Origin of the sequence: Pseudomonas putida (assembly GCA_041071465.1) — a bacterium.
Lineage (GTDB): Bacteria > Pseudomonadota > Gammaproteobacteria > Pseudomonadales > Pseudomonadaceae > Aquipseudomonas > Aquipseudomonas putida_P.
In genome coordinates, this window is the sequence record CP163498.1 from 2,591,637 (window position 1) to 2,611,772 (window position 20,136).

At 61.5% G+C, this 20,136-nt stretch carries 16 protein-coding genes and 1 pseudogene; 3 read left to right on the top strand and 14 right to left on the bottom strand.

Annotated elements, in window-relative coordinates:
* Window positions 1-29 precede the first annotated feature (29 nt).
* The 7 genes from AB5975_11950 to AB5975_11980 all read right to left on the bottom strand — a co-directional run bounded on the left by AB5975_11950 (window position 30) and on the right by AB5975_11980 (window position 8,339).
* Window positions 30-206, bottom strand: coding sequence for a hypothetical protein (locus tag AB5975_11950; GenBank protein XDR22454.1), 177 nt, complete (start codon window positions 204-206; stop codon window positions 30-32).
* On the bottom strand, window positions 203-1,315 hold the full coding sequence (locus tag AB5975_11955) for a PepSY-associated TM helix domain-containing protein (GenBank protein XDR22455.1): 1,113 nt from the start codon (window positions 1,313-1,315) through the stop codon (window positions 203-205). The genes AB5975_11950 and AB5975_11955 overlap by 4 nt, the downstream gene beginning before the upstream one ends.
* Before the next feature lie 56 nt (window positions 1,316-1,371).
* On the bottom strand, window positions 1,372-3,804 hold the full coding sequence (locus tag AB5975_11960; protein XDR22456.1) for a TonB-dependent siderophore receptor: 2,433 nt from the start codon (window positions 3,802-3,804) through the stop codon (window positions 1,372-1,374).
* A gap of 218 nt (window positions 3,805-4,022) precedes the next feature.
* Window positions 4,023-4,979: a FecR domain-containing protein gene (locus AB5975_11965; protein XDR22457.1), complete on the bottom strand. Its 957-nt coding sequence runs from the start codon at window positions 4,977-4,979 to the stop codon at window positions 4,023-4,025.
* Complete coding sequence (locus AB5975_11970) at window positions 4,976-5,494, bottom strand: RNA polymerase sigma factor (GenBank protein XDR22458.1); 519 nt, start codon at window positions 5,492-5,494, stop codon at window positions 4,976-4,978. Before AB5975_11970 ends, AB5975_11965 begins: the two co-directional genes overlap by 4 nt.
* A 200-nt stretch (window positions 5,495-5,694) precedes the next feature.
* Window positions 5,695-6,405 carry a PolC-type DNA polymerase III gene (locus tag AB5975_11975; protein XDR22459.1) on the bottom strand — a complete coding sequence of 237 codons (711 nt, stop codon included), beginning with the start codon at window positions 6,403-6,405 and terminating at the stop codon, window positions 5,695-5,697.
* Window positions 6,402-8,339 (bottom strand): DUF294 nucleotidyltransferase-like domain-containing protein, encoded by a 1,938-nt coding sequence (locus tag AB5975_11980; protein XDR22460.1) that lies wholly within the window; start codon window positions 8,337-8,339, stop codon window positions 6,402-6,404. The genes AB5975_11975 and AB5975_11980 overlap by 4 nt, the downstream gene beginning before the upstream one ends.
* Before the next feature lie 116 nt (window positions 8,340-8,455).
* Between AB5975_11980 and AB5975_11985 the strand changes: the two genes are divergently transcribed.
* A complete protein-coding gene (locus tag AB5975_11985) occupies window positions 8,456-8,995 on the top strand; it encodes a response regulator (GenBank protein ID XDR22461.1) in 540 nt (179 codons plus the stop codon).
* A gap of 34 nt (window positions 8,996-9,029) precedes the next feature.
* Here the strand turns inward: AB5975_11985 and AB5975_11990 are convergent, their stop codons facing one another.
* Complete coding sequence (locus AB5975_11990) at window positions 9,030-11,207, bottom strand: malate synthase G (GenBank protein ID XDR22462.1); 2,178 nt, start codon at window positions 11,205-11,207, stop codon at window positions 9,030-9,032.
* 449 nt (window positions 11,208-11,656) lie between these two features.
* Here AB5975_11990 and AB5975_11995 point away from each other — a divergent pair, with 449 nt between their 5' ends.
* The gene (locus AB5975_11995) at window positions 11,657-12,175 is read left to right on the top strand and encodes a glycine cleavage system protein R (protein ID XDR22463.1); all 519 of its coding nucleotides are present in this window, start codon (window positions 11,657-11,659) and stop codon (window positions 12,173-12,175) included.
* 335 nt (window positions 12,176-12,510) lie between these two features.
* Here AB5975_11995 and rarD read toward each other — a convergent pair whose 3' ends face one another.
* The 6 genes and pseudogenes from rarD to AB5975_12025 all read right to left on the bottom strand — a co-directional run bounded on the left by rarD (window position 12,511) and on the right by AB5975_12025 (window position 18,987).
* Entirely contained in the window at window positions 12,511-13,398 is an 888-nt protein-coding gene (rarD, locus tag AB5975_12000) for an EamA family transporter RarD (protein ID XDR22464.1), read from the bottom strand.
* A gap of 184 nt (window positions 13,399-13,582) precedes the next feature.
* A complete protein-coding gene (locus tag AB5975_12005) occupies window positions 13,583-14,935 on the bottom strand; it encodes a hypothetical protein (GenBank protein ID XDR22465.1) in 1,353 nt (450 codons plus the stop codon).
* A 17-nt stretch (window positions 14,936-14,952) separates the two neighbouring features.
* Window positions 14,953-16,026 carry a hypothetical protein gene (locus AB5975_12010; GenBank protein ID XDR22466.1) on the bottom strand — a complete coding sequence of 358 codons (1,074 nt, stop codon included), beginning with the start codon at window positions 16,024-16,026 and terminating at the stop codon, window positions 14,953-14,955.
* A 272-nt stretch (window positions 16,027-16,298) separates the two neighbouring features.
* Window positions 16,299-17,275, bottom strand: a pseudogene (locus AB5975_12015) (serine/threonine protein kinase).
* A gap of 157 nt (window positions 17,276-17,432) precedes the next feature.
* Window positions 17,433-18,197, bottom strand: a complete 765-nt coding sequence (locus AB5975_12020; GenBank protein ID XDR22467.1) for a TOBE domain-containing protein — start codon at window positions 18,195-18,197, stop codon at window positions 17,433-17,435.
* Between the two features lie 58 nt (window positions 18,198-18,255).
* Complete coding sequence (locus AB5975_12025) at window positions 18,256-18,987, bottom strand: phosphoribosyltransferase family protein (GenBank protein XDR22468.1); 732 nt, start codon at window positions 18,985-18,987, stop codon at window positions 18,256-18,258.
* Between the two features lie 89 nt (window positions 18,988-19,076).
* On the opposite strand from AB5975_12025, the gene bioB reads away from it, so the two are divergent.
* The gene (bioB, locus tag AB5975_12030; protein XDR22469.1) at window positions 19,077-20,135 is read left to right on the top strand and encodes a biotin synthase BioB; all 1,059 of its coding nucleotides are present in this window, start codon (window positions 19,077-19,079) and stop codon (window positions 20,133-20,135) included.
* Window position 20,136 lies beyond the last annotated feature (1 nt).

Genomic DNA, 20,136 nt, shown 5'->3' on the forward strand with positions numbered 1-20,136 from the left:
TCGGCAACACCCGGTTTCAGCGGGCTACCTCAGCGGCGCCACAGGCCGCGTATCGAGAACCACGCAGGTAGCCCAAGGCCTAGCCAGGACAATCCATCCCAGCCGCCATCACCGAGCAAGGCGGCGAACAGCCCCAGGGCGCCCAGCAAGGCGATCAGCGCCGGCCAGGCGAAAATGCGCGCAGTGGTTTGCGACTTGTGGCTCATGCACGCGCCTCCCTGGGCTTGCGCTGCTTGCCCCACCACAGGTACAGGCCGCTGCAGAGCACGATGATGGTCAGCACGTCGAGCACCGCCCAGAGGATTTGCATCGGCCGCCCGCCGTAGTCGCCGAAATGCAAGGGTTGCGACAGGCCCATGGCGTCCATGTACCAGGGGCGCTCGCCGACCGCTGTCACCTCAAGGGTGCGGGCATCGATCAGTACCGGCGTGAACAGGTGCGAGCTCAGGTGCGTGGCACCGTTCATGAACACCGCATAGTGGTGCTCGCTGGAGAAGCGCGTGCCGGGGAAGGCGATGAAATCCGGGCGCATGCCGGGGGCGGCCTGTTCGGCAATTTCCAGCAGGCGTGTGGCGGGTGCGCGCTCGGTGAGCGGCGGGGCGTCGCGGTAGGGGGCAACCATGGCGGCCAGGCTGTCGTTGCGCCAAGCCGCGATGACCAGGTCGGACAGGGCGCTGATCACACCGGTCACGCCTACCGTCAATGCCCAGGCCAGGGTGACCACGCCAATCAGGTTGTGCAGGTCCAGCCAGCGCAGGCGGCGGGACTTTTCGTGGCGCACGGTGCCGAAGTCCAGGCGGCGCATGAACGGCGCATAGAGCACGGTGCCAGAAACGATCGCGACGATGAACAATACACCCATGAAGGCCAGCAGCAGTTTGCCGGGCAAGCCGGCGAACATGTCCACGTGCAGGCGCAGCATCACCATCATGAAGCCGCCATTGGCGGCGGGCATTGCCACTGCTTCGCCGGTGCGGGCGTCGAGCATGAAGGTGTGCGACAGGTTGGGGTCGGTGCCAGCGGTGGCGGCGGTGATGGCCACCACGCCGTTGGGTTCGTCCTCTTCGTAGCCAAAGTACTGCATGACCTCGCCGGGTCGGTGCTGCTGCGCTTTGAGTACGAGCTGCTGCAAATCGAGGTGTGGGGTGCCTGCTGGCATTTCACGCAGTTCGGGGGCGTCGCCGAGCAGGTGTTCGAGTTCGTGGTGGAAGATCAGCGGCAGGCCGGTGATTGCCAGTAACAGCAGGAACAGGGTACAGACCAAGCTGCTCCAGGTGTGGATCACGGACCAGCGGCGGATGGTTGGGCTTTTCATCACGGTACCGATTGTTGTCTGTTGGAGCCTGGGGCCGCAAAGCGGCCCCAGCTCACTCAGAACTTGTAAGTGGCGCTGGCGACAACGCTGCGCTCATCGCCGTAGTAGCAGTAGTACGAGTCACAGGTAGAGAGGTAATCCTTGTTCAACAGGTTGGTGGCAGTGACCGCCACCGACGCGCCCTTCAGGCTGGTGTCCAGGCGACCCAGATCGTAGTGCACGGATGCATCGAACACCGTGTAGGCCTTGGCCTTGCCCAGGTAGGTATTGCCTTGGTCGCCATAGGTATTGCCGGTGTAACGCGCGCCTAGGCCAATGCCAAAGCCGTCGAGCACGCCGGAGTGCCAGGTGTAGTCACCCCATACCGAGGCTTGCTGGTTCGGCATCAGCTGGAGGCGGTTGCCTTTGTACAGGCCGTCCTGTACTTCAGATTTTGCCAGGGTGTAAGCGGCAATCACTTTCAGGTTTTCGGTAACGTCGGAAACCGCTTCAAGCTCCAGGCCGTGAACTTTCACTTCGCCGGTCTGGCTGGTGACGGTTACGCCACCGACGTTGTTGGTGACCGAGACGTTCTTCTGGGTCAGGTCATACACGGCTGCCGACAGCAGGGTGTTGGAGCCCGGTGGTTGGTACTTGATGCCCAGCTCCCACTGCTGGCCTTCGGTCGGCTTGAGCGACTCGGTCGCTGAAGCGCTGGCATTGCTGGTAGGTTGGAACGACTCGGCATACGACAGGTACGGCACGAAGCCCGAATCGAAGACATAGCTGATGGCCGCGTTGCCGCTGAACTTCTTGTCGCGCTGGGTATTGGTGGCATCGCCCTGGTTGAAGTACTTGGTACCGGTATGCACCCAGTCCTCACGACCGCCCAAGGTCAGGCGCCAGTTGCCAAGCGCCATCTGGTCCTGGACATACAAGCCGGTCTGACGGGATTTCTGGTTGTAGTCGTAGAACGCCGTGGAGCGGTCCGGGCGAGTGATCGGCACCCCGTAGACCGGGTTGATGACATTGCTGTCCGGCACGTTGAAGCCGAAGATCGACAGGTAATTGGTGTTGATGCGCTGGTGGTCCAGGCCGAGCAGCAGGGTGTGGCTGATGTCGCCAGTGGTGAAGTCGGCCTGGAAGTTGTTGTCCACGGCGAACTGGCTGATGTCTTCGTCCGTGTTGGTGGACATGCGGCTGACCGTGCCATCGTCTTTCACCGGGCCACCGGGCTCGTAATAGCTGCCGGGCGTGATGGTCTGGAACGACAAGTCCGTCTTGGTGTAGCGCAGGTTCTGACGGAACTGCCAGACGTCGTTGATACGGTGCTCGAAGGCATAGCCCAGCGCGTAATAGGTGCGGTCGTAGAACTCGTAGTCCGGGTCACCGAGGTTCTTGTGGTGCGAGATTTTGCCGAATGGCATGTCGATCTTGGTGCCCTGGATAGGGCGGAACTGGCTGGTGGCACCGGTATCGTCGCGGGTGAACTGGGTGAGCAAGGTCAGCGTCGTGTCCTCGTCGATGTTCCAGGTCAGGCTCGGGGCAATGTTGTAGCGCTTGTCGTCGATGTGGTCGATCTGCGTGCCGCCGTCGCGGATTACCCCACTGACGCCATACAGAAAGCGGCCTTCATCGTCGATTTTGCCGGTGCTGGCGAAGTTGATCTGGCGATGGTTGTCGCTGCCGTACTGCAGTTCGATCTCATGCTCGCTTTCTGCTTGTGGGCGACGGCTGACCATGTCCAGCAGGCCGCCGGGTGGGGTCTGGCCATACAGCGAGGACGCCGGGCCGCGCAACAGGGCAAGGCGGTCGAGGTTCCAGGTTTCGGCTTTCGGGTTGGCGTACACACCGCGTGGCAGTGGCAGGCCGTCGAGGAACTGAGTGGGCTCGAAACCGCGCACGCGCATCCAGTCGTAGCGCGTGTCGCTGCCGAAGCTGGCGGACACGATGCCAGGCATGTAGCGCACGGCATCATCCAGGCTGTGCACGCCGCGGTCTTTCATCTGCTCGCGAGTGGCGACGGAAATGGAGCGAGGGACTTCGACCAGCGCGGTGTCGGTCTTGGTGCCAGCGGCGGTGCGCTTGGCCAGGTATCCGTCTACCGGGCCCCAGGCGTTTTCAGAAACGCTCGCCGCGTCTACTGTGGTTTCTGGTAGCGCCAGGGTGCCATCCGGGACGGCCACCAGGCTGTAGCTGCCCGCGCTGCTCTGTTGCAACTGCAGGCCAGTACCGCGCAGGGCGGCTTGCAGGGCGCCGAGGCCGTCGTACTGGCCGCTTACCGGGGCCGAGGAGCGGCCGCTGACCAGTGCCGGGTCGATGGCCAAGGCAATACCGGCCTGGCTGGCGATCTGGTTGAGGGTGGTGGCCAGTGGCGCGCTGGGCAGGTTGTAGGCGCGCGGAGCGGACTGCTCGGCGGCGAACAAGGCAGTGCTGGCCAGCGGTGCGGCCACGGCGATGGCCAGGGCCATCAGGCTGGGGCGCAGGATACGATCTACGGCACGGGACATGCGGCGGTTCCTCGACGGGTAAGTGCTTGCTGCTTCCTTGCCGAGCGAGATTTGAAAAGTGACAGGGTGAATCTGAAAAAAAGTGAGAATTATTTGAAATTGGTTTTTGCCTGCATTGGCCGCTTCGCGGTTAACCCGCCCCCACAGGTGTTTCACACGGCCTGAAACGGGTGGGGGGCTGTGGGAAAGGGGTCACCCGCGATGAGGGCGGTGCGGGTTTATTTGGGAACGACGTTGACCCACCACTGGGTATGCCGCTCGATCTTCACCGGTAATGCCGGCACTAGCGATGCCAGCGCCAGATCGGTGTCGGTCAGCGGGAAGCTGCCGGTCACGCGCAGGTTGGCGACCCTGGCGTCCACCCCGAGGTAGCCGCTGCGGTACTGGCCCAGCGCGGCCAGCAGGTCGCCCAGGCGCACGTTGTCGACCACCAGCATGCCGCGGGTCCAGGCATCGGCACCGGCTGGCACCGTGCCGACCTGGCCGAGGCCGTTGGCATTCATCAGCACTTGCTGGCCTTCACGCAGCACGTGTTCGTCGCCGCTGTTATGCGGCATGGCGGCGACCGAGGCTTGCAGCACTTCCAGGCGTGTACCTTCAGCTTCGCGGCGTACCAGGAAGCGTGTGCCCAATGGCCGCAGGCGACCGTCGTCGGTGCGCACCAGCAGCGGGCGCGGGTCCTGGTGGCCGGTTTCGACCGAGATTTCGCCCTGGTGCAGCACAATCACCCGTTGTTCGCCGGCATAGTCGATATCCACGGCGGTGTGGGTGTTCAGGCTCAGCAGTGTGCCGTCTTCCAGGCGCAAGGTACGCAGTTCGCCCGTGGCGGTGCGCTGGTCGGCCAGCCAGTAGCTGGGCGCCAGCGACGGGGCACCGACCCAGGCCAGCAGCGAACCGAGCAGGAACATACCGGCCAGCCCGCCGCCAACCTTGCCGATGCGTCGCCGCAGGCCGACACGCGATTGCAGCAGGGCCTGGCGTGCCGGGCCGGCCGCAGCACTGACACGTTGGTCCATGGCGCCCAGCTGGCGCCAGGCACGCGCGTGTTCTTCGCTGGCGGCATGCCAACGCATGAACGCGTTGCGCTCATCCGGTGTGCCGCTGGCGTCGTCGAGGCTGAGTTTCCAGGCGATGGCGGCTTCCAGTACCCGGGACGAAACCGGTGCGTTGCTCACGTCGGCTCCCCGTACAGGGCCACGTAGCACTGGCGCATGCCTTGGGCGATGTACTGGCGCACACGCGATACCGAAACGCCCAGGCGCTCGGCGATTTCGGCATGGCCCATGCCGTCCAGCCGGTTATGCAGGAACGCCGCGCGGGCCTTGCTCGACAGCTTGCCGAGCAGGCGGTCGATGGCCTTGAGGTCTTCGAGGATCAGGTGCTGCACTTCTGGCGAGGGGTGTTCGGCTTCCGGGATCAGCGCCAGCTCGGCCAGGTAGGCCTGTTCCAGCGCGGCGCGGCGAAAGTGGTCGAACATCAGCCCCTTGGCCACGGCGGCGAGAAAGGCGCGGGGTTCGCGGGGTGTGTCCAGTCGCTCGCGACCCAGCAGGCGCACGAAGGTGTCCTGGCTCAGGTCTTCGGCACGTTGGCGGCAGGCCATGCTGCGTTGCAGCCAGGCGAGCAGCCAGCCGCGATGGTCGCGGTACAGCGAATCGACCAGATCGGCGTGTGGGCTCTGTGCAGAAGACAAGCAGCGTCCCCCGGAACGAATGTATTAACTAACGATAATTATTCGCGATTGTTGCAGAGGGGAGGGGGTGGGTGCAATGGACGCTTATCGGATTGCCATCATGGGGAAGGGTGATGGGATTGGCTTGAGTGTTTTAGCGCCTGTGAAATCGAGCGCCCCCGGGCGGCGCTCGATTTGACAGGCCCTGCCGCACTCAAACCCTACAAACCGTGACTTTGCACGTTGCGCCGCCGCCACCTGCGCAGTCGCTGTTCCAGCTGCAACGGGCTGTCCAACTGCTGGCGCCGGGCCTGGCTGAACAGGATCAGTGCCAGCTCTGCAGTCACCTGGGCATCGGCGCTGGCGTGGTGGCGCTCTTCCACTTGCAAGCCAAAGCGCGCCACCCAGTCATCCAGCCCGGCTTCGCGCAACACCGTGTCGGGGTTGAGCATCGGCGCAAGCTCGGCAACGTCGAGAAAAACAGATTGCAAGCGATGACCAAGGCTTTCCTTCAACGCCCGTGCCAGCATGCGCTGGTCGAATGGCGCGTGAAACGCCAGCACCGGGCTGTCGCCCATGAAATCGAGCAAATCCAGCAAGGCCTCGGCTGGGTCGCAACCTGCAGCCAGAGCGCTGGGGCCCAAGCCGTGGATCAGCACGCTGGCGTTGGTTTTCTGCAACGGCCGGTGCAAGGTGCGCTCGAACTGCTGGGCAAAGTCGATGGCACCGTCCTCGATGGCCACCGCCCCGATCGACAGCACCTGGTCACGGTTGGGGTTGAGCCCGCTGGTTTCCAGGTCCAGCACCACCCAGCGCTGCTCGCGCAAACTGCACACACCCAGGGGCGCCGGTTTGGCGTGTCGGGCCAGGCGCTGGCGCGTGATGGAGTCCAGTTCGGGCGCACTGGGGCGCAGCCAGGCGAACAGGCTCATAGCTGATACCGCAAGGCCAGACTGCTTTGCAGGCGCTGGGCCTGACGCAGGGATTCGCGCAGGATGCGCCGGTCCAGGTGGTTGAGGTTGTCCGGGTCAAGCCGGTTGGAGTACGGCAGGTTGTCGCGGGTCTGGCGCTGGTGCTGCTGCATGCGGGTCTGCTGGATGAAGTGGTAGGCCTCTTCATAGGCGGCGCCGTCCAGCGGCTCGATCACGCCCTTGGCCACCAATTGGCGCAGGCGTTCCAGGGTATTGCAGGCGCCAATGCCATTGGCCAGGGCCAACAAGCGGGCGCCATCGACGAAGGGCGTCAGGCCCTGGACTTTGAGGTCGAGGGTGGCGGCCTTGTCGTTGCCCTGGCGGGTCAGCACGAACTCGCGCAGGCGACCTACCGGCGGGCGCTGGCGCAGAGCGTTGTCGGCCAGCATGCGTTGGAAGATGCGGTTGTCGGCGACCTGCTGAAGCAGGCCCTGGCGCAGTTGCTCGCAGCCTTGTTCGTCGCCCCACACTACCCGCAGGTCGAAGTAGATGCTCGAACCCAGCAGGTTTTCCGGGCTGGCTTCACGAACAAAGCCGGCAAAGCGCCGCGCCCATTCGCTGCGCGACAGGCACAAGTCAGGGTTGCCGGCCATGACGTTGCCCTTGCACAGGGTAAAGCCGCACTGGGCCAGGCACTGGTTGATGTATTGCGCCAGTGGCAGCAGGCGGGCGCGGATGGCGTCGGCCTCGGCCTTGTCGATGGCTTCGAAGAGGATGCCGTTGTCCTGGTCGGTATGCAGTGTCTGCTCGCGTCGCCCTTCGCTGCCAAAGCACAGCCAGCTGAAGGGCACGCCGGGGTCGCCACGCTCGGCCAGGGCCAGCTCGATCACCCGGCACACGGTGTGGTCGTTGAGCAGGGTGATGATCTGGGTGATCTGGGTCGACGATGCGCCATGGGCCAGCATGCGCTCGACCAGTTGGCTGATTTCACCGCGCAGCGAGACCAGGGTATCCAGCCGAGGCGCATGGCGAATGGTGCGCGCCAGGTGCACCAGGTCGACCCGTTGCAGAGAGAACAGGTCGCGCTCGGAAACCACCCCGCACAGGCGCCGGTTTTCCACCAGGCACACATGGGCAATATGCCGCTCGGTCATGGCCATGGCAGCGTCGAAGGCGCTGGCCTGGGGGCTGAGGTAGAACGGCTTGGCGGTCATGTGCCGGTCGATGGGCGCACCCAGGTCGGCATCCTCCGCGGCCACCACCTGGCGCAGGTCGCGCAGGGTGAATATGCCGGTGGGGTAGCGCTGCGGGTCGACCACCACGATGCTGCCCACCTGTTGCTCGTGCATCAGCCGCACGGCTTCGCGCAGGGACGTGTCGCCGCTGCACACCACCGGGTGACGCATGGCCAGTTCGCCCAGGGGGGTGTTCAACGAATACTGGGTGCCGAGGGTTTCCACCGCACGCTGGCGTACTTGCTGGTTGACCTGGTCAAGCAGGCTGCTCACTCCACGCAGGGCAAAATCCCGAAACACTTCAGACATCGAGAACACGCGGATGAACGCGGCCTTGTTCAACTGCAGGCAGAAGGTGTCTTCACCGGCCAGGTGCTCGGTGCGGGTCGCCCGCTCGCCCAGCAGGGCGGCCAGCGGGAAGCATTCGCCACTGGTGATTTCGAAGGTGGTCTCCACGCCAGGCTTGACCAGGTGCTGGCGCTCGCCAACCACGCGGCCCTGCTTGACGACGTAGAAGTGCTCGACCGGCCCATCGGCAGGTTTGACGATGCTTTCGCCACCGGCGTAGAAGCGCAGCTGGCACTGCTCGACCAGGTAGGCCAGGTGGCTGTGCTCCATCTGGTTGAACGGCGGAAAGCGCTGCAGAAACTGCAGGGTGCCTTGAATGTTCTGCAGTACTGCTGTCCTGCCCGCCTGGCTGTAGGCGTCCTTTTTGCTCATGAAACTGACCGTATCGCTACGCCGAACTATATATATCTATATATAGGTGCCGGCCCTGTTGTTTTCTGCCTCCATGGTCGGCTTGCGGCGGGGTGGTGCCCATTGGACGTAAGTCTATGAGTACCCCTGTCAGAGACCCGACGAAAGGCGAAACGGGTTACGCAAGTAATGCGGTCCTAATGCTGAAGCAGAATTTTTTTGACGAGATGGCCATGCCTGAGCAAACCGACATCCTGAGCGACGCCGAACGCGAGGCATTGGCCGTGGTGAGTGCGCCTGTCGCGCCAAAACCGTTGGTGTTGATCGTTGATGACAACCCAGTGAACAGCGAGGCTCTAGGCTATTACCTGAAAAGCAGGGGTATCGACAGCATGACCGCCGATGGTGCCCAGGAGGCTTTTTGGAAGTTGCACTGGGAACCCAGAATCGCACTGATGATCACGGATTTGCGCATGGAACCCAAGGACGGGATGGACTTGATCCGCCAGATACGCGAGTCAAAGTGGGCGGCGTTGTCGATCATCGTGGTGTCGGGCGACACCGATGTGAAAGAGGCGGTGGATGTGATGCACCTGGGAGTGGTGGATTTCCTGCTCAAGCCGGTGGACCTGGGCAAGCTGCTGGAACTGGTGAAAAAAGAACTGAAAATGCAGTGAAGCAGAAAGGGGCCGCAATGCGGCCCCTTGCGGTTTACAACCCGTTACGCGCCTTGAACTCGCGGCGACGGCGGTGCAGCACCGGCTCGGTATAGCCGTTCGGCTGCTTGCCACCTTCCACTACCAGCTCCACGGCCGCCTGGAACGCGACGTTGTCGTCGAAGTTCGGCGCCATCGGACGGTACAGGGCGTCGCCAGCGTTCTGCTGGTCAACCACCACGGCCATGCGCTTGAGGCTTTCCAGCACCTGCTCCTGGCTGACCACGCCGTGGCGCAGCCAGTTGGCCAGCAGCTGGGCGGAGATGCGCAGGGTGGCACGGTCTTCCATCAGGCCGACGTTGTTGATGTCCGGCACCTTCGAGCAACCCACGCCCTGGTCGATCCAGCGCACCACGTAGCCGAGGATGCCCTGGGCGTTGTTGTCCAGCTCGTTGCGGATTTCTTCGGCCGACCAGTTGGTGTCGGCGGCCAGCGGGATGGCCAGAATGTCGTCCACCGAGGCCGGGGTACGCGAAGCCAGTTCACGCTGACGCGCCTGCACGTCCACCTTGTGGTAGTGCAGGGCGTGCAGGGTGGCGGCAGTCGGCGACGGCACCCAGGCGGTGTTGGCACCGGCCAGTGGGTGGGCGATTTTCTGCTCGAGCATGGCTGCCATCAGGTCAGGCATGGCCCACATGCCCTTGCCGATTTGCGCACGGCCTTGCAGGCCGGTGGCCAGGCCAACGTCGACGTTGTTGTTCTCGTAGGCGCCGATCCATTTCTCGTTCTTCATGGCGCCCTTGCGCACCACGGCGCCGGCTTCCATCGAGGTGTGGATTTCATCGCCAGTGCGGTCGAGGAAACCGGTGTTGATGAACGCCACGCGCTCGGCGGCCGCCTTGATGCAGGACTTGAGGTTGACCGTGGTACGGCGCTCCTCGTCCATGATGCCGACCTTGACGGTGTTGCGCGGCATGCCCAGCAGGTCTTCGACCTGGCTGAAGATTTCGGCGGCGAAGGCCACTTCTTCCGGGCCGTGCATTTTCGGCTTGACGATGTACACGCTGCCGCTGCGGGTGTTCTTGCGGCTGGTGTTGCCGTTGAGGTTGTGCAGGGCGATCAGGTTGGTGAACAGGCCGTCCTGGATACCTTCGGGGATTTCGTTGCCTTGGGCATCGAGTACCGCCGGGTTGGTCATCAAGTGGCCAACGTTGCGCACGAACAGCAGCGAACGGCCGTGCAGCGTCACGCTGCCACCGTTGGGCGCGGCGTACTCGCGGTCCGGGTTCATGGTGCGGGTGAAGGTTTTGCCACCCTTGCTCACGGTTTCGGCCAGGTCACCTTTCATCAGGCCCAGCCAGTTGCGGTAGACAACGACCTTGTCGTCGGCGTCGACGGCGGCAACCGAGTCTTCGCAGTCCATGATGGTGGTCAGTGCCGACTCCATCAGGATGTCTTTCACGCTGGCGGCGTCGGTGCTGCCGACCGGGGTGTTGGCATCGACCTGGATTTCGAAGTGCAGGCCGTTGTGCTTGAGCAGCACAGCGGTCGGTGCGGCGGCGTCACCGTGGAAGCCGATCAGTTGGGCGTCGTCGCGCAGGCCGCTGTTGCTGCCACCTTTGAGGGCAACAACCAGCTTGCCGCCTTCGATGCGGTAGCCGGTGGAGTCGACGTGCGAGCCAGCGGCCAGTGGCGCGGCTTCATCGAGGAAGGCGCGGGCGAAGGCGATGACCTTGTCGCCACGGACCTTGTTGTAACCCTGGCCTTTTTCGGCGCCGCCTTCATCACTGATGGCGTCGGTGCCGTACAAGGCGTCGTACAGCGAACCCCAGCGGGCGTTGGCGGCGTTCAGGGCGAAGCGGGCGTTCATTACCGGCACCACCAGCTGCGGGCCGGCCATGTGGGCGATTTCTTCGTCCACGTTCTGAGTGGTGGCCTGGAAATCGTCAGCTTGTGGCAGCAGATAGCCGATTTCCTGGAGGAATGCTTTGTAGGCTACGGCGTCGTGGGCCTGGCCTTGGCGTGCCTGGTGCCAGGCGTCGATCTTGGCTTGCAGCTCGTCGCGCTTGGCGAGCAGGGCTTTGTTCTTTGGAGCGAGGTCATTGATGATCTTCTCTGCACCCGCCCAGAACTGCTCGGCGACGATGCCGGTCCCTGGGATGGCTTCGTTGTTCACGAAGTCGTACAGGACCTTGGCGACCTGAAGGCCACCGACTTGAACGTATCCAGTCATTGCTTGCCTCACTCTGCTCAGCTATTTCGCTCTTCTGTATTAAGCCTGTAGCGCTTCTCTAAACACGGCACCCGTGCGTGCTCCCCGGTTGTGCCGGGCGCGGCTGGGTGCGGCCGGCCAGACGGGCTGGCGGGCAGTGTGCGTATTTTCACAGGCGCCTTGGCAGACATCCAAACGACGTTTTGTAGTCCGCGCCACGGGATACTACATGAAGCAGTAGGCGGGGCAAAATCAGACTAAAAGCGCCGTTCTGCGACCCGTTGGTCGCGTATGGTCACGCTGGGAGTGGGTATGTTCGCAAAAAACAGGTGGATTGTTCCAGATAAATCTTGAAACAGTACACGATTCGTTGTGCGGATTGCCCTGCGGCAGGTTGCCGCGCCTTGCCTATACTGAGTCGATCCCCCGATTTTCTGCCGCCCGGCGCGGTTCGACACGAGGAAGGGCTTGTGGATCATCTTGTACTGACTGTTATTGCCCCTGACAAGGCCGGCCAGGTCGAACGCATTGCCCAGTGCATCGCCGACCACAGTGGCAATTGGCTGGAAAGCCGCATGTCGCGCATGGCCGGGCAGTTTGCCGGCATCTTGCGGGTGGCGGTGCCGGCCGAAAACTACGCAGAACTGGTGGCCTCACTGCAGGGGCTGGCCCGGTATGACATTCGCGTGCTGATTGCCGAAAGCGGGATCGAGCCGTCGTGTACCTGGAAGCCGATTGCCATGGAGCTGGTGGGTAATGACCGGCCGGGGATCGTGCGAGACATTACGCGGTTGCTGGCGGATCTGGGGGTGAACCTTGAGCGGTTCACCACTGAGGTGCGGCCTGCGCCGATGAGCAGCGAGCCTCTTTTCCATGCCGATGCGTTGCTGGCGCTGCCGTTGACCCTGTCGCTGGATGAACTGCAGCAAAAGTTGGAGAGCCTGGCGGATGACTTGATGGTGGAGTTGCAGTTGCGGGCGGAGGATTGATCCGAGATTGCCGGGGCCGCTGCTTTGCAGCCCATCGCGACACAAGGCCGCTCCTACAGGGGTTACGCGGTCCCCTGTAGGAGCGGCCTTGTGTCGCGATGGGCTGCAAAGCAGCCCCCTGCGGTTATCCCGATATCACGGGGAAGGCCCTGTGGATAACCTGGGGGTGTACCTCTCCAGCCCAGGTACCATCAGCCTTACACGGTTTTGTTCAAAAAACACCCAAATATCAGCAGCTTGTGCACAAAGCACGGGGACGAGGGTGTGGATAACCTTTGGAGATGTCTCTGCAGGGCACGGCCCACATGGCCTGCAGAGTTTTGGTTGTTTTTTGATCAGCTGCGTTTGCGCAAACTCAACCAGGCATCGACGCTGTAAATCGCCAAACCCGCCCAGATGAACATGAACGCTATCAGGTTGCTCGACGACAGGTGCTCATCGAACAACAGCACCGCCTGCAACAGCACCAAGGTCGGCGCCAGGTACTGCAAGAAGCCCAGGGTGGTATACGGCAGGTGCCGCGCCGCAGCGTTGAAGCACACCAGCGGCACCAGCGTTACTGGCCCGGCAGCCATCAACCACAGTGCTTCGCTGCTGGTGTAGAACGCCCCCTGGGCACTCATCGCCGCCGGGTGCAGCAGCAGCCAGCCCAGGGCCAGCGGCACCAGCATCCAGGTTTCCACCACCAGCCCCGGCAGTGCGGCCACCGGTGCCTGCTTGCGGATCAGCCCATAAAAGCCAAAGCTCAGTGCCAGCACCAGCGACACCCAAGGCAGGCTGCCCACTTGCCACACCTGCTGGGCCACACCCACGGCGGCCATGCCCACCGCCAGCCATTGCAGGCGGCGCAGGCGCTCGCCAAGAATCAGCATGCCCAGCAACACATTGATCAGCGGGTTGATGTAGTAACCCAGGCTGGCCTCAAGCATGCGCCCGTTGTTCACCGACCACACGTAAGTCAGCCAGTTACCGGCGATCAGTGCCCCGCTCAACGCCAGGATGCCCAGCCGGCGTGGGTTGTCGCGCAGCTCACGCCACCAGCCGGGGTGTTTCCACACCAGTAGCAGCAGCGAGCCGAACAGTGCTGACCAGAGCACCCGGTGGACGATGATCTCCACCGCCGGGACGCTCTGTATCGCCTTGAAGTAAATGGGGAACAGGCCCCAGATGATGTAGGCGCTCAGGCCCAAAGTGTACCCGCGACGCGGGTTTGCGGCGTGCATGCAGAATCCTTGCTCAGCTAGCTAAATATAGCGCGGGGTATTTCAGCACAGGTTGGCCGGTTGTGCTGCGACGAATTAAATGTGGGAACGAGGGCTTGGCCCTGGTTTTTGGAGGTCGTGACATTGATACCTGAACCGGCAATGATCGCTGCATCGATCATTGCCGGTTGTTGAACGACTGGCGTTAAACCGCCTTGGCTTCATCAGGCGCATGAAGCGCCATGAACTGTTCAACGTCGATGAAGGGCAGTGGCAGGATCATGCTGGCGTAATCTTCTGTTACGTCGTTTGTTGCCACAATAACGGCGTACTCTTCCGCCTTTGATGGGTCTGGTGTGTAAACACCGTCGATGCAGGTGCCGCTACCGACGCGAACGTGCCACGACGTATTTTCTGGGTCCACCAGCTCTGCGGGTCTGCTTTTCGGCTTCCACCAAAACTCAAACCTCACACCTTCGCCAGCCCGCGTGGCCTCCAGCCAGTGATTGTCTTGAATAGCTATCGGCAGGAGTACATCAACGTACTTGCTGGTGGCCCCACTGCTGACCTTGATGCGGCTGTGGCGTATGTACATATCGAGCAATGGCATGCTGTCGTCCCAGTCTGGGACTTCGCCTACAGTGGGGGCTAGATACCTTTTCGACGCTTGTGCCAAAGGGTCGCCGTTGTCGATGTCCTCAAGCTTGCCAAACCCTTCGACGGCCCAGTTGATCGCGCCTTTGTTCATCTCGCCCGCCAGGATATCGTTGTAGGCACCGAGATTCAGCGTCATGACGGACGGATAGACACTCACGGTAGTTCGCAGCACGCTTACCAGGGCATGGGCAACATTATCGCCAGACTTGGCAGTTACGATGACCTTGATGAAGCTGTCGTCGAACGTATCGGCAGCGGGTGCAGTGTACACACCCGTTCCAGGGTCGATCTCACCTTTCAGGTCGTCACCGGTGTAATCAGGGAGGTGCTGTACGCTCCAGACTACGCCTGGGGTAGCGGGCTCGGTCGTGAAGGCAATGCGGCCACCGGTCAGTACGCTTGTTTCACCTTGATCGATCGCGGTGTTGTCACTTGTGGAAATGCTGAACTTGGTGCGATCAGGGGCCAATTGACCTACCGTGAGCAAATCATTTGGCCAATGCACGGAGTCAAGGGCAACCTGGGAGTTTCGGAATAGCAGTGATGATAGGATGAACGTGTCAATCTCCACGTCAAGCGTTGTAAATCCAGACATGATGCTATCCAGAAACTCTTTAAACTTGGGTTCGGACCGTTCGTAGCAAAGGCGGTATACTCTTTCGCCATAATGCACGTGTTTCCCAAGGTCTCCGGTGGCCATCAAGTTATAGGTGTAGTCCTGTTTGGTTTTTTCGAGTGCCAGCGAATGCTTGCCTTCAATTGTTTCAATGGTGAACTTGTATTCAAGGCGTATGCTCCAGCTGTTTACAAATTCGCCGTCCTCTATAATCGGATCGAGACCCGAGCGCGGTGTATATGCCCTTCCAGCTGCGCGATGTTCGTCGTTCCAATCGACGATCATTAGGTCGTTTTTGAAAGTTATTCTAAAATTTTTGGCTGTGTCATGTTCGGGGGGCAGGTGTAGGTGGCGTTGTATTTGGTGAATGTTGTGACGTTTGGCCCAGCGTTGTCATAAAATTCAAAGCCATCAATAGAGAGTTCTCCCGTTGCCCTGTAGCCTAAGCCGCCTGTAAGTAGGGGTGCCCAGTCAAGTAGACTGATACCCGAAGCAGATTCCTTCAGTTGTTTGATTATCAGATTTTTCGTTATGAAATCAGAGTTGATCAGCACGTTTGCACTGTAACCGTCTGGCAAGAGGTATGGCAGCTTGTCGTTTCGATCGGGTGGGATGGCATTCGAACTGTCGAACCCTTCGAGCTCTACAAATAAAACAACGGCCCCGTCACCAAAGGACGCCTGGTTTCTAAGCCGTGTGCCGGGTGCGCCGTGGGTGCGAATCTTGAAATCCTTTGGCTTGAGTATAAGGTCTGCTAGATTAGCTAGTTCACCCAGTGTGTACTCGATGATTTCTCGCTGTCCGGGTTGTACCGTGTAGGCTTCAAAGTATTCTTTGAAATGCAACCCCAGTTTGTCTAGTTCGAATTGTGTTGTGCCACCGTAGAAGGCATAGTTAGTACCTGCAGCATAGCTGAAGTAAACTCTGCCATTCTCCGATACTGCATTCCTAGTGTTTTTCAACTCGATATCGAATACAAGCGATGGCCCATTGATAGGGGAAGCCTTCGCCAAGCGTGTGACCTGCCGGCGCGTGCTGCCTACCGCTTGACTTAGCTGAAGCTGCTTGCCTCTGACCGTTCGCATCATCAGCGTAGCTTTAGAATCGCTGAGGTCTGCATTCTCAAATGTCAGCCTTGGCTGGTCCAGGCAGAAGTCACTCAACTGATGATAAGAAACGCCTGATTCGATATCGACCTCACTGTTCATCGGGTCCAGGAATAGCTCTCCCGTGTAGCGCTCAATAAACTCCTGTTTCAGTACATTGTTTGCTGTTTTTCTATCGAATGCCACGATCACGGGGTAGCCAAAATTTTTCCGTGCTTTGGCTATCTCGTTCAGAAAATCTTCAAGTGACTGGCGTACAAAATTATTCATCGTCTTCTCTCTTTAATTAAGCTGCCTGCAAGGCGCCCCGTTCCAGCCTGGTTATGAGGCGGCCAGTGGTAGCCGACAGGGGGCGCTAGTTGGCTTGCCAACATTAATTTGAGTGGTCCGCTTAATATTTTCTACGCCTGCTTTAATTATTTGCCTACTGGCAAAAATGCTAGGTGTTCAGCCCATAGAGAAGTTTCAGGTGGGGTGCCGGCATCTCGCCTGCCGGCTGGCGTGTCAGGGTATTGCTAGCTAAATCATTTCTGATGCAAGCACTAGAACAACTTCAGCGGTGGTTCGTCCAACGCGGCCATCTGCTCGCGCAGGGCAAGAATCTGGTCGCCCCAGTAACGTGGCTGGCCGAACCACGGGAAGCTGGGTGGGGGAATGCCGGGTCGTCCCAGCGCCTTGCCAACCAAGCGCTGTAGTGCAACTGACGCAGGGCGCGCAGGGGCTCGATCAAGGCCAGTTCGCGCGGGTCGAAGTCGTGGAACTCGTTGTAGCCGTCGATCAGCTCGGCCAGCTGCCCAAGGCGCTCCTCGCGGTTGCCGGCCAGCATCATCCACAGGTCTTGTACCGCCGGGCCCATGCGGCAATCGTCGAGGTCGACCACGTGGTACACCTCGTCGCGGTGCATCAGGTTGCCGGGGTGCAGGTCGCCGTGCAGGCGGATGAGCTGATGCGGTGTACGGGCGTAGATGTCCTCCACCCGCTTGAGCAGGTCGCGTGCCACGGACTCGAAGGCCGGCAACAGTTCGCGAGGGACAAAACCACCTTCCAGCAGGGTGTTCAGCGAGGCGTGGCCGAAGTTGTCCACAGCCAGGGCTTCACGGTGCTCGAATGGCCTGCTGGCACCCACGGCATGCAGACGGCCGAGCAACTGGCCAAGGCGGTAAAGCTGATCGAGGTTGCCTGGCTCCGGGGCATGGCCGCCGCGGCGGGGGAAAAGTGTGAAACGGAAGCCCTGGTGTTCGAACAGGGTGCGGCCGTCGTGCTGCATCGGCGCAACCACCGGCACTTCACAGTCGGCCAGTTCAGCGGTGAAGCTGTGTTCCTCAAGAATGGCCGCATCGCTCCAGCGGCCTGGGCGGTAGAACTTGGCGATCAGCGGCTGCGCGTCTTCGATGCCCACCTGGTAGACGCGGTTCTCGTAGCTGTTCAGCGCCAACACGCGGGCATCGCTGAGGAAGCCCAGGCTTTCCACGGCGTCCAGGACCAGGTCGGGGGTGAGGGTGTCGAAGGGGTGGGACATGATGGCTCCGGGGATAGGCGGCATGGAGCCCATGGTACAGCGTTATACCTGTACCGGCCTCTTCGCGGCTAAAGCCGCTCCCACAGGTTTTGTGAGCATCCTTCAGGCGACGCGGTCCCTGTGGGAGCGGCTTTAGCCGCGAAGAGGCCCGCCCAGGCTATGCAGGTACCCCGATCAGCACAACGGACGGATTAAACTGCACCCGCACCGAACTACCAGCCGCCACTTGTAGCCCGGCCAACCAATCCGCTTCGGCAATGGCACACAGCGTCTGCCCATTACCCAATGCCAGTCGGACCTCGCTGGGCCCGTCATCCGCTGCCAACACTTCTTCCACCGTAGCACTCAAGCAGTTGCTGCCGACCTCGGCTTGCTCCCCCTGCGCCAACAACCGCACCCACCCGGCCTTGAGCAGCGCTACTACCATCGTCCCCAGCGTCAGCTCCAGCCGCGCGGTGCTGTCGTGCGTGATCAGCGCATCGATTTCCAGCCCGCCGCCCAACGCCAGGCTGACGCGGTCATACCGGCCCTCGCGGCGCAGGCCGCTGACCTGGCCCTGCAGCTGGTTGCGCGCACTGGTGCGCAGCATCAGGCGCCCGAGCAGGTCGAGGTCGCTGGACTCTTCGGCGGCTTCGAGGATTTGCGCCTGCAGGGCCTGCAACCTTTGATACAGGCGCAGCACCCGCTCGCCTTCCGGCGACAAGCGCGCACCGCCACCACCTCGACCACCGGTGCTGCGCTCGACCAGGGGTTGGCTGGCCAGGTTGTTGAGCTCGTCGATGGCATCCCAGGCCGCCTTGTAGCTGATGCCCGCTGCCTTGGCGGCGCGGGTGATCGAGCCTTGTTCGGCAATGTGCTGCAGCAGCGCGATGCGCTGGGGGCGGCGGGCGATGTGCTGGGTAAGCAGAGTAGGCAGCGGCATGAGCATTGAGTCGTTGTAGGTGATGGGCCTGAAGGTGAATTGTGTAGGACTGCACAGGTCATGCATACCCTGGTTTGGGCGTGCGTGCCAGGCAATACACATCTACCTGTCGCGCTCCGGCCTTGCGCAGCACCTGAGCAATGGCCTGCGCGGTGGCACCGGTGGTCAACACATCGTCGACAACAGCGACATGCTTACCTGTCAGCTTGCCAGTGACCGCAAACGCCTGACGCAAGTTGCGTCGCCTTGCCTTGGCAGTCAGCTGTTGCTGCGCAGTCGTTTCGCGCGTGCGCATCAGCAATCGCTCATCGCAAGGTAGCCGCAGTTGCGAAGACAACCAACGCCCAAGCATCCCCGCCTGGTTGAACCCTCGCTCGCGCAGTCGACGGCTTGCCAAGGGCACAGGCAACAGCAGGTCTGGGCGCGGTAGCCCTTCGGCAAAGCGGTGCAGCAGCCCATGCCCGAGTAACTCAGCCATCAAGCGCCCCAATGGCCATTGACGATTGTGCTTGAAGCGGCTGATCAACGTGTCCACCGGAAAGCCGTAGTGCCACAGGGCAATGACCTGATCGAAGGCCGGCAAGCGGCGGCAGCACTGGGCGCAAGTCAGCCCGGCCATGGGCAAGGGCAGGGCACAATGCTGGCAGTGATCACCCAGCCAGGGCAGTTCCTGCTCGCAGGCGGTGCACAATGGGTAGCGCTGCTCGGCAGGCTCATCGCACAGCAAACACGTTTGATTAATAAGTGAGCACTTGTAAACCAGCCTTTTCCAGTGTGGTTGACAGTTCATAGGCCTTCCATGACTATGCGAGCTATCCGTGATGCGCTGGCGGGCTTTCCTGTCCCGGCGCCAGCTACAGCCTAAACAAGGAAACGCCGATGAGCGCCAGCACAACTGCAACAACACGTCACGACTGGTCCCTGGCCGAGGTCAAGGCGCTGTTCCAGCAACCGTTCAATGACTTGCTGTTCCAGGCGCAGACCGTACACCGCGCGCATTTCGACCCAAACCGCGTGCAGGTTTCGACTTTGCTGTCGATCAAGACCGGTGCCTGCCCGGAAGATTGCAAATATTGTCCCCAGTCCGGCCACTACAACACCGGGCTGGAAAAACAGAAACTGATGGAAGTGCAGAAGGTGCTGGAAGAGGCCGCCCGGGCCAAAGCCATCGGTTCTACCCGCTTCTGCATGGGCGCGGCTTGGAAGCACCCGTCGGCCAAAGACATGCCCTACGTGTTGGAGATGGTCAAAGGTGTGAAGGCCATGGGCCTGGAAACCTGCATGACCCTCGGCAAGCTCGACCAGGATCAGACCCTGGCCCTGGCCCAGGCTGGCCTGGACTACTACAACCACAACCTCGACACCTCGCCGGAGTTCTACGGCAGCATCATCACCACCCGCACCTATGGCGAGCGCCTGCAGACCCTGGCCTACGTGCGCGATGCTGGAATGAAGATCTGCTCCGGTGGCATCCTGGGCATGGGCGAGTCGCTGGACGACCGCGCCGGCCTGCTGATCCAGCTGGCCAACCTGCCCGAGCACCCGGAATCGGTACCGATCAACATGCTGGTCAAGGTGGCCGGCACACCGCTGGCCGAGGAAGAAGACGTCGACCCGTTCGACTTCATTCGCATGCTGGCCGTGGCCCGTATCCTCATGCCCAAGTCGCACGTGCGTCTGTCCGCAGGCCGCGAGCAGATGAACGAGCAGATGCAGGCCTTGGCCTTCATGGCTGGCGCCAACTCGATTTTCTACGGCGAAAAACTGCTGACTACCGCCAACCCGCAGGCCGACAAGGACATGCAACTGTTCGCACGCCTGGGCATCAAGCCCGAAGCGCGGGAAGAGCACGCCGATGAAGTGCATCAGGCGGCCATCGAGCAGGCGCTGGTCGAACAGCGCAGCAGCGAGATGTTCTACAACGCTGCATCGGCCTGAT